Source organism: Haliea salexigens DSM 19537 (assembly GCF_000423125.1).
GTDB lineage: Bacteria > Pseudomonadota > Gammaproteobacteria > Pseudomonadales > Halieaceae > Haliea > Haliea salexigens.
This window is the reverse complement of record NZ_AUHJ01000040.1, coordinates 1-9,328: the sequence shown is the minus strand read 5'-3', so window position 1 is coordinate 9,328 and position 9,328 is coordinate 1. Positions and strand designations below refer to the sequence as shown.

The 9,328-nt window shown below is 60.0% G+C and carries 10 protein-coding genes; 6 read left to right on the top strand and 4 right to left on the bottom strand.

The genetic code is table 11. The annotated features are described in order from the left end of the window. The first annotated feature begins 285 nt into the window (after positions 1-285). From G533_RS0118645 to G533_RS25035, 6 genes are all read left to right on the top strand, one after another. Positions 286-819, top strand: a complete 534-nt coding sequence (locus G533_RS0118645) for a PilZ domain-containing protein (protein ID WP_027951235.1) — start codon at positions 286-288, stop codon at positions 817-819. 191 nt (positions 820-1,010) lie between these two features. Beyond that, complete coding sequence (locus G533_RS22885; protein WP_084639168.1) at positions 1,011-2,009, top strand: HPP family protein; 999 nt, start codon at positions 1,011-1,013, stop codon at positions 2,007-2,009. A gap of 545 nt (positions 2,010-2,554) precedes the next feature. Further along, positions 2,555-4,429 carry a ParB/RepB/Spo0J family partition protein gene (locus tag G533_RS0118635; protein ID WP_027951234.1) on the top strand — a complete coding sequence of 625 codons (1,875 nt, stop codon included), beginning with the start codon at positions 2,555-2,557 and terminating at the stop codon, positions 4,427-4,429. A 217-nt stretch (positions 4,430-4,646) separates the two neighbouring features. Continuing rightward, on the top strand, positions 4,647-4,949 hold the full coding sequence (locus tag G533_RS0118630) for a hypothetical protein (RefSeq protein WP_027951233.1): 303 nt from the start codon (positions 4,647-4,649) through the stop codon (positions 4,947-4,949). Between the two features lie 22 nt (positions 4,950-4,971). Further along, positions 4,972-6,330: a hypothetical protein gene (locus G533_RS0118625; RefSeq protein ID WP_035529125.1), complete on the top strand. Its 1,359-nt coding sequence runs from the start codon at positions 4,972-4,974 to the stop codon at positions 6,328-6,330. Positions 6,331-6,371: 41 nt separating this feature from the next. Beyond that, the gene (locus tag G533_RS25035; protein ID WP_035529122.1) at positions 6,372-6,737 is read left to right on the top strand and encodes a hypothetical protein; all 366 of its coding nucleotides are present in this window, start codon (positions 6,372-6,374) and stop codon (positions 6,735-6,737) included. A gap of 76 nt (positions 6,738-6,813) precedes the next feature. Here G533_RS25035 and G533_RS0118615 read toward each other — a convergent pair whose 3' ends face one another. The 4 genes from G533_RS0118615 to G533_RS0118600 all read right to left on the bottom strand — a co-directional run bounded on the left by G533_RS0118615 (position 6,814) and on the right by G533_RS0118600 (position 9,188). Further along, the gene (locus G533_RS0118615) at positions 6,814-7,272 is read right to left on the bottom strand and encodes a JAB domain-containing protein (protein WP_051230665.1); all 459 of its coding nucleotides are present in this window, start codon (positions 7,270-7,272) and stop codon (positions 6,814-6,816) included. A gap of 129 nt (positions 7,273-7,401) precedes the next feature. Beyond that, the gene (locus G533_RS0118610; RefSeq protein WP_035529118.1) at positions 7,402-7,602 is read right to left on the bottom strand and encodes a hypothetical protein; all 201 of its coding nucleotides are present in this window, start codon (positions 7,600-7,602) and stop codon (positions 7,402-7,404) included. 263 nt (positions 7,603-7,865) lie between these two features. Continuing rightward, positions 7,866-8,603: a thermonuclease family protein gene (locus G533_RS0118605; protein WP_205622665.1), complete on the bottom strand. Its 738-nt coding sequence runs from the start codon at positions 8,601-8,603 to the stop codon at positions 7,866-7,868. A 111-nt stretch (positions 8,604-8,714) separates the two neighbouring features. Further along, complete coding sequence (locus G533_RS0118600) at positions 8,715-9,188, bottom strand: antirestriction protein (RefSeq protein ID WP_051230663.1); 474 nt, start codon at positions 9,186-9,188, stop codon at positions 8,715-8,717. Positions 9,189-9,328 lie beyond the last annotated feature (140 nt).

The following is a 9,328-nucleotide window of genomic DNA, read 5'->3' as shown; positions in this document are numbered from 1 at the left end:
GGTCTCGGGGCCATTGAACGGATCATTGGTACGCTAGTACCGAGTTGAGCCGTATTTTTGTGATTGCCTTCCGATATCTTCACGCCAATCTGAATTACGTTTCCAACCGAGAAATCTCTCTGTTATAACAGGCCGCAGTTCCTTGACGAGCGCATCGTTCATGGAACTATCACTGTTTCAGTAGCGCCCGATTACGGGTATTCAGGATACGGCCATGATCCAAACGTATTGGCCGAGGAGATGATAATAGTCATTCGGTAACCGCCGGATGTAAGGGAGAGCCTTGTGGAAACCATCAAGTTCGGCGACATCGCCGTGTCCGATAAGGACACGGGCATTCAGTTCAAAGTCACACTTGGCAGTACCGCCGATATTGACACCTCGGATGTTCCACTCCTCATCGATTTTCTCAAGCAACACCTGGATGAGAGCGCCAACCGACGATCCAGCTGGCGACTCCCCTTGACCAGTGTTCGGGGCACAGAGGCGGACGATCTGCGGGTGACTATCCTGTCCGGCGACGCTGAACAGCGGGTCACCGCCGAAGACATCTCACTCACGGGCATCTTTATTGAGTCGTTTAACCCGATCGGTGAGCGGGGAGATAGCGTGAATGTCGACATTGAGTTTGCCGGTTATCACGCCAGCCTACGTGGCTTGATCGTCCGCCAGGATAAAGCGATGACCCGTTGCGCTCTCCAGTTTCACGATTGTATGGATGCACAGGGCATACCCTGCCCACCCACTGAGCTCAGCGAGATATTCTATAAGCTCGAACAGATCTGGCTCGACAAGCAACTCACGCTGGAATGGCGGTAGTTTGTCTTCGTCATTCGTCGCGGCACTCGGATGCATGGATATTGAAGGGTGATCAATGCCAGCACCTCGAGATCAGTCACCTGGCCACAGCTAAACCTGTTCTTCCGATTATGCTTAGCGGAACTAACCGCTTTTTCTGATTTTTTCAGGGCGCTAGACTGGCGCTTTTTTTGTTCAAGCATTCGATCTCCATGAATCCACCCCAGCCAGATCGGCAGGATAGATGCCGCACTAGATTACAGGCAGAGGTAGCCAGTTTCCTTGGCCTGGGCCCTCGCAATACCTCCCACCGGGAAAAGTGGCTCTCCGCTGTGGGAGCTTTTGTCGGGATACTCTGCCTGTGTCTGCTCGCCCCCCAACTGTGGGGTGAGGCCGGTGTCCTCATCGCCACTTCTATCGGTGCATCTACCGTGTTGCTGTTCGCCATACCCCACGGTCCGCTGTCTCAGCCCTGGCCCGTACTACTGGGCTATATTGTGTCCGCCGCGATCGGTGTCAGTTGCGCCCGTTTTATTCCTCACCTCGCCCTGGCCGCAGCCTGCGCCGTCGGTGGCGCCGTGCTGGTCATGCACTACCTGCGTTGTCTGCACCCACCGGGAGGAGCCGCGGCGCTGGCCGCCGTGGTGGGTGGAGAGCAGGTCCGGGCGCTGGGTTACGATTATCTGCTCAGCCCCATTCTCTACAATGCCCTGCTGATGGTTGTCGTCGCGCTCGCCTTTAACATCTGGTTCCGCCACCGCCGCTACCCCGCCTACCTCTCGCACATCGGTACACCGGCACACACTGCAGCGACACTCACCCGGGATCCCACGGGTCAACACGTCACCCACGAGGACATGGCCTGGGCGTTGCAGAAGCTGGATCTGTTCGTGGACGTCTCACCGGAAGATCTATGTGAATTGTTCGAGCTGGCTGGAGAACATGCCCGCGACGGGGCTGCCACAGATGAAGCCGTGCTGCCGGGATCTTATTACAGCAATGGGCTCACCGGCTTCCAGTGGCAGGTGCTGCGGGTCGATGCTCTGATGAATCCGACCAGTGCATCCCGGACCCGCGTCGAGTTTCAGGTAGTGCACGGCCCCTCCCTGGGCGAGTACGGTTCACTACCACTGGCAACGTTCAGGGAGCGCGCCCGGGTGCGGGTGCGCTGGGAACAGGGGCACTGGATCCGGGACACCGCGGAACAATAGCCGGGTGGGGTTGAGCGAAGCTATCCCTGATGCCACTGCTTGTTTCTCTTTGCGCCATTGAACCGCCGTCATCACGTCAGTGTGCGGAAGGCGCCTCAATGGGACTTCGGCGGCGCCCTGAACGCCCGCATGGACTGGAGATTTCGCTTTCTCGGCCACGGCTTCCCTGCGAGACAGACCTGTCGCATGCCTGACGCGGTTCGGCACTTTACGAGCATTACCATTGCCTGCGCACTGCGCTCCCTGGGCCGAAGCGGGTCTATCAAGCAACGACCGTGGCGGGCGCAAGCGCCTGCGTATTGTTTTATCCCTCTGGGGGAGGTTTTAGCCTGGCATCCGTTCTGGCTTGCACCAGGCATCCCCCACCTTTCGCGCGTTCGCATCCTGATGGCTGCTCGCTCTCTGCAAGGCGGGTGGTTCCCCCTGCCTGGCGCCGCCACAGTCGGCTGCGGGTGCTCGTACCTCGCACGATTGGGGGCTTCTCGCCCCCAGAGGGATGGGGTTGGGGCGACCCAAAAACCAAATCCAAGTGCGAGGAACCGATTATGTCTATTGAAATGATTACGCTGGACCGGCTGGTGGCCAGTCGGCACAACGTGCGGGTGGCTAAAGCCAACCGCGAGACCCACGACGCCCTGATGGCGAGCATTGTGGCTGAGGGGGTATTGCAGAATCTGGTGGTGGTGCCGGAAGGAGACCACTTTGCAGTCATCGCCGGAGGGCGGCGCTTGAAAGCGCTGCAGGGTCTGGCAAAGACAGGGCAGATACCCGGTGACCACCCGGTACCCTGTGCGGTGCGCGGCGCCGGGGACGCCGTGACCGCCCTGTCGCTAGCCGAAAACTTCCAGCGGGAGGCCATGCACCCGGCCGATCAAGTACAGGCTTTTGCCGAGCTGGCGCGGCAGGGATTGAGTGACGCCGACATTGCGCTGCGCTTTGGGCTCACGGAGGCCCACGTTCGCAAACTACTCAAACTCGGGCGGGTGGCCAAGGCCATCATGAACGACTACCGCAAAGGCCGACTAACGCTAGAGGACGTACAGGCCTTCGCGCTGGTGGACGACCCCAAGCGACAGCTGGCCTGTTATCAGGCGCTGGGAGAACACTGTTCGGCCTATGCAATCCGCCGCTGGCTGATTGGTGAAGCCATCGAGGCGGGTCAAGGCATCGGCGCCTTTGTCGGTATCAAGGCCTATGAACAAGCCGGTGGCGCAGTGGAGCGCGACCTGTTCCAGGAGAAGGTCTATTTTTCAGACACAGAGCTGGTCGAGCGACTGGCATTGGAGAAGCTGAGTCGTACCGCCCGTAAGCTGGAAAAAGGCGGCGAGTGGGCCTGGGTCGTACACGGCCTCGACCGTGAGTCCCTGACCACTGGTCTGATACGATTGCCAGCCGTGCTGATCGATGTTCCCCCTGACAAGGCCAGCGAACGCGAGCGACTGGCGCAGTGCGTGGCTGAGCTGGAGGCACTCGATGCCGACGCGCCATTGCCCGATGGGTTTGACAGCGAGGACGCGCTGTTTGAGGCCATTGATCACGCCAATGAAGCCCTGTGGCAGCTGGAAGACGAAATAGAACAGACCTACAGCGGCTTCACCGAGGCGCAGCGCCACTATGCCGGTGTGGTGGTGACCCTCAACTGGCGGGGCGAACTGGAGGTGATAGAAGGATGGGCGCGACCGCAGGATATCCCCAAAACGGTGAAGGACGGCCAACCTGATTCCGATGAGCCAGGCGTCGGAGAAGGCAGTGATGGCACAACAACGACCGAAAAGCCCCTGTCCCAGGCGCTCGTGAGTGACCTGGCCGCCCACCGGCGGCAGATCACCAAACTGACCCTCCTGAAACATCCCAAACTGGCGAGTGATTTGTTGCATTATGGTTTGTGTATCCAGGTCCTGACCGGTCGCAGTTGGGAGGGACGCATTTACTGCAACGCCAGCTACAGTGAGGTCCCCTGCGCATCGGAGCGGGGCGATACCGAGGACAGCCCCGCCGCAGAAGTTCTGTGCCTTGCGCGAGAGGCACTTAATACCGCCTGGCTAGCCGAGGACGACGAGGCGGCCCGATTAGCGGCGTTTTGCGCGCTGGCCAAACGGGACAAAGACAAACTGGTGACCTACTGCACAGCAATGCTATTAGAGCTTGGCCCCCGGGGGGCCAGCGTGGCGCGGGACGCGCTGGTGGATCAGCTGGCGCCGGATTTTCGGGAATACTGGCAGCCGACCGGTGAGCACTACTTCAAGCGCATGACGATGGATCAGTTACGCGACACTTTCGGGCCGGTGCTGGGGGACTTCTGGGCCGAGAGCCAGCAGGGCAAGCGCAAGGGCGAGGTGATCGAGTCACTACAGCAGGCCTTTGCCGAGAACTACGCCGCGGATGATCTGCGGGCAACCTGGATACCGTCAGTGTTCTAGGCGCTTACCGGCTCGCACCTTGGCCACCTCCGGGTGGCCTTTTTTGATCCCGATGCATGGCGCGCGCGGGCAACGATCCAACTGATCCCGGTATAATGCAAACGTTGACGCGAGCGACACACCACGCACAAGGAGCGAAGCGTATTACGATGGTTGAACGTACCTACTGCCACAGACGAACGCCACTACCTACGGCCAACACAACGGGATGCTGCCAATGACGGTCAGTCGAGGCGACTTCCAGTTATCACCGGAGCAGCGGCGTTTCCGGGACCTGATAACACCCTACAGTTACCTGACCCGTTACTGGGATTGGGAAGCCCGCTGTCTCGATGAGCCCGGCCTGGAGCAGGCCATGGGGGTCTTCTCCCACGGTGAGCGGATCATGGCCGCGTTTTTCCGCAATGTCTGGTGCGGCAGTGACCAGGCACCACTGGGTTTGGTCGATGCGGTCCGCACGCTGGACAGTGAAGATCTCGCCATCATTGTCGGCTGGATGCGCGATCCCTTTTTCCCCTAATGACGATTGAGCACAGCACCGCATGAGTGGACGTAAATCCCGCAGGGAGATCGACAAGGCCATCAAACATCTCATGGCCTATACCGGGCCACATGATGAGTGGGCGGGGCGATGGGACCAGGTCCAGGAGGATTTACTTGGTCCGCTGGCAGAAAAGCTCGACGTGAGTTTCGAAGCGTTGGAGGATTTCTTCTACGCGGGCCCCTACAGCCACATGGTCATTGGCTTCAGTTTTGAGGAATATGCCACCGTCCTGTGGGATAACGAACCGCACAATCTGATCGAGGCCTACCTCGCACACCGCGGGTGGCGGGAAGGCCCCGCGGGTCGTCGATACCTGCAGGCCCTCGGTGCATCCGAACTGCGATTCTGGGAGGTCACCGCAGTGAAACCCGGGGCTTACGCTGATATACGCCCCTATGGCACTCGGGACGAGCCGATACGGGTCAAAGAGAGAGCAGCGACCGAGAGTCTTCACCAATGGGATGGGCTGGTGGCCCGCGTGCTGTACACGGGGGCAACCCCCACGTTCAGCGGCGCCATGCTGCCTTTGCCCCCGGGGTTGGCTGCCCGTATCCAGGGGGTACTCTCTGCCATTCCGGCGGAAACAAGGCAATTGATGCAACAGCTGGTTGAGCAGGGTGAGATCGAGCGTCTACCCGATGATCTCGACGACATCATTCGCCACGCGCAGGAATCGGAGCTCGCCGGGGTGGCCTTCCTGATTTGGGCCATGGATGTCTATCTACAGACCACGGGGCCGTCCCCGAACCTGCGGAACATGGATGACGAGCCCATCGCACCCACCAGTGTGCGATTCCCCCTGCAGGGTTCTCGCAAGGCTGTTCTGCGTGCACTCGACGCGTCGCCAGTATTGCACAGAGAGGCGGAGGCCCCGTCCTGGACCTGGTTCCCCGAGCCCTACCAAGACATCGACGTTGGCGAGCGCGTGAGCGTGTTGGGGCATATCGCACTGGACGATAACGCCCTGGAACTGGACACCAACTCGACCGTCCGGGCTGAACGGGGCACCGCGCTACTGGCCGCGCTACTCGGTGACCTTGTGGGGTCGCCCCTGACCGTCCACGAAAATATGGCGCTGATGGAGGATTGCGGCGATATGCCGATGCCCGCCGCCGACATCCCCGCCGAGGTACAGGCAGCAATCACAGCCCAGTTGACCAACCACTACCGCAAGACACTGGACGAGCCCATTCCCATGCTCGAGGGCCTGAGCCCGCGCCAGTGCGCAGCAGACCCCACGTTACATAATGAGGTCATCAGCTGGCTCAAACACCTCGAAAACACCAGTGATCGCGGCCCGGACGCAAGCTATGATTTCAGCTGGATATGGGATGAGCTCAATCTGGAACGCCAGTAGTACACTGTCGCGATACAGCACGATAACGGTCACTGACGGGCATGGATAACACCACGCTACCCGCCTGGCGACACCTTCTGGAAACGGGGACCCTGGTGGTCCCCTTCCGGGTCCTGGATATGCACACAGAGGCCGCCCTGGACGGCGAGAACGTTGCCGTACGTGCCGATCTTGTTTTTGCCGGGGACGGAGCAGATTCCGAGCCCGCGGCGATTGCCGAATGGGGCGCGCTGGGCTTCCTGCGCTGTCCAGCGTGCGGGCACCGGGGCGAGGTACACCATGAAGACGACACGCACGAAGGTGATGCCGCCGTTTGTAGCGACTGCGGAGCACTGGTTACCCTCGAATGGGACGGCGGTGTGCAGTTAGCGTTTTCGGCTCCCGGCTACGTCCAGGACGAATCTTGAGTGGTTGAGGCAGACGGAAAAAAGGGAATCCGGCTGGATTCCCTTGAAGGTTATACACCATTCGCCGTTTGCGATCTCAGAGTAGACCGTGCTCTGCGAAGGAATAGCTCGCGCCCTCAGTGACGATGAGGTGATCCAGCACCCGAATATCGAGCAGGCCCAGACCGGACTGAAGGCGTTCGGTGATGCGCCGGTCCGCGGCACTGGGCTCGGTCACCCCACTGGGATGGTTGTGCCCGAAAATTGCCGCCGCCGCGTTGTGCTCCAGCGCGCGGCGGGCCACTTCCCTCGGGTACACCGCAGCCCCGTCGATCGTGCCGTGGAACATGTCCTCGGTCGCGATGATCTGGTGCTGATTGTTGAGGTAGATCACCGTAAACACCTCACGCTCACTGGCACCAATCCGCAACCGCAAATACTCCGCGGTTCTGCTCGGGCTGGTGAGCGCCTCGCCATAGGTCCGTCCGTTCTCCTCCAGAAAGCCAATCGCGGCCTCGATCACAGCCTCTTTCGAGGCGTATTGCAAAGTCTCCATTGTTTCGCACCTTGAAAATATCTCCCGAGATGCGCCCAACGGGACGAATCCCGTTGGGAGGATGCCTTGCGGCGTTGTTGTTAGAACGAAGACCACCGGCTTGCGCAGGCGGTCTTCGTAGGCTCTGGACTAGGCGTCCGGGTTATCGTCTTTGGGTTTGGGGGGGAAGACGACCAGCTCACCGCTGACCGCTATTCCAGGCTGGATAAGCAGGTTAAATCCCTCACCCTTGTTGTGGCGAAAAAGTTTCCCCACCTGGGTGTAGTTCTTGCGCTGCTCACCGCCAGCCTCAAACTCCTCGACGACATACACGTTCATATGAGTTGCCATGGATCCATCTCCTTGCTGGTTAAAGATCCGCCAGAGCCTCGTCCCGTGGGGGGTACGATACCCCAACGGGAGATGCGGAAAGTCCGCTACTTAATGCTGCTGTGAGCAGCGACTAAGTGACATTAACCTTCGTGGAAGTCGGAAAATCTGTCAATGGAAGGGTTCTTACAACGTAAGGCGAGCCGATACCAGACTGCTTCACAGGGAGCACAGTACATTCAATGCAACGGGCGCTGTAGCGCGGGGAGTGTGCTAGATCCGGCTCAGTGCAGGCGCCGCCATTCCCAGGGGGCGATAGGATGACTGTCCTGCCACAGGCCGCGTCGTGCAGCTCGGGCCTCGCGCTGCGCCTGGGCCAATTCGCGGTCATTGCGGGCGTAGCGTTCATACCGCCAGGCCCAGCCCTTCTCGACCAGCCTGAGATTGACGTTCATGCCGTTGCGGTAGACGGTACCGACAGTGCGACCATAACGGTCGGTGTCCTGAATAACCACGCCGATGTGTTGGCCGGCCACGAGCGCTTCCCTGGCGGCATTACCGTAAGGCTGGCGACGCTCAGGCGTATCGATCCCGTGCAGCCGGATCTTGTGCTGGGTGTTGGTCGCATCCAGCAGGGTCAGCGTATCGCCATCGGCAATACGGACCACTGTACCCGACAAGTCGTAATCCGAGGCGGATTGAACGGGCTTATCGAGCGCGGTGTCCGCGATAGCGGTGGTATTGGCCTGGAGTGCCGAAAGACCGCTGCGCGCGCTGGCAAGCGCCTGATCCAATGAGGCCTCGACCGATTGCACGAGGTCATCGGTACTGCTCGGCAGACGGATCGAGCCGACCTGTTGACTGACCATCTGATCAGCCCAGCGCAAACTGGCAGTGACCCAGGTCACGTTGCCCTGTACCAGGTACTGCGCCACGCTACCGACAATGAAGAGCGCCAGTAGGGTGCGGGAAGACAAGAGTCGCCAGCCGCGGGGGCGCGTGAAGGGAAGGATGCGGGCCATGGGCCGGCAGTTTAACACTCCCTAGCAATGCGCGGTCAGGTGTGCGGAAAATGACCGGGAGGATCTGGCAGGGGAAAAAACCTGCCCCGGGGATCCGGGGCAGTAGAGGCTTCAGTCGATGGCGCGCAGGATTTGCTCGCTTTCCCGGTGCTCGATGGCCCAGTCCCGCAGGGCGTAGAACAGCTTGTTGAAGTGCTCAGGATCCGGCACGGACCAGGCGAGATGGTTGATCGCCACCAGGCTGACCACAATACCCGCGGCATCGGTGGACAATTTCCCTTCGAAGCAATTGTCCTCACAGACCATCCGGACCTGATCGTCCGGCAGCGCCGGAGACAGGTAACAACCGCCATTGGACAACTCCCACATGGTCCACATGCCACCGTTATAGTCGGGGCACAGCCGGTCCATGGTCTGGAAAATCATCGCTTCCAACTGCAGGAAGTACTCCCCGGCATACTTGGGGAAAAAGCCGAGACGCTGATCCTCACGCACAATGCTGCGGGTGATCGGCTGACGCTCGTGTATCTCCTCAATGCGAACCGGTGTGGGGACATAGACAACAATCCTCTGCTGTATAGACATGGATCAATCTCCTTCACGTTGAATGATCCGCTGAAGCCTACTCTCGTGGGGCAAGGCCCCAACGGGTAATGCGGATAGACCGCCACTCAATGCTGCCAGGGGCAGCGATCAAGTGGTTTTAAGATCGAATGATGGCGGTT

Bases quoted from the DNA above. Each gene is read 5' to 3' on its own strand.
- G533_RS22885 (WP_084639168.1), top strand. From the start codon at position 1,011: ATGAATCCACCCCAGCCAGATCGGCAGGATAGATGCCGCACTAGATTA.
- G533_RS0118635 (WP_027951234.1), top strand. From the start codon at position 2,555: ATGTCTATTGAAATGATTACGCTGGACCGGCTGGTGGCCAGTCGGCAC.
- G533_RS0118630 (WP_027951233.1), top strand. From the start codon at position 4,647: ATGACGGTCAGTCGAGGCGACTTCCAGTTATCACCGGAGCAGCGGCGT.
- G533_RS0118625 (WP_035529125.1), top strand. From the start codon at position 4,972: ATGAGTGGACGTAAATCCCGCAGGGAGATCGACAAGGCCATCAAACAT.
- G533_RS25035 (WP_035529122.1), top strand. From the start codon at position 6,372: ATGGATAACACCACGCTACCCGCCTGGCGACACCTTCTGGAAACGGGG.
- G533_RS0118615 (WP_051230665.1), bottom strand. From the start codon at position 7,272: ATGGAGACTTTGCAATACGCCTCGAAAGAGGCTGTGATCGAGGCCGCG.
- G533_RS0118610 (WP_035529118.1), bottom strand. From the start codon at position 7,602: ATGGCAACTCATATGAACGTGTATGTCGTCGAGGAGTTTGAGGCTGGC.
- G533_RS0118605 (WP_205622665.1), bottom strand. From the start codon at position 8,603: ATGGCCCGCATCCTTCCCTTCACGCGCCCCCGCGGCTGGCGACTCTTG.
- G533_RS0118600 (WP_051230663.1), bottom strand. From the start codon at position 9,188: ATGTCTATACAGCAGAGGATTGTTGTCTATGTCCCCACACCGGTTCGC.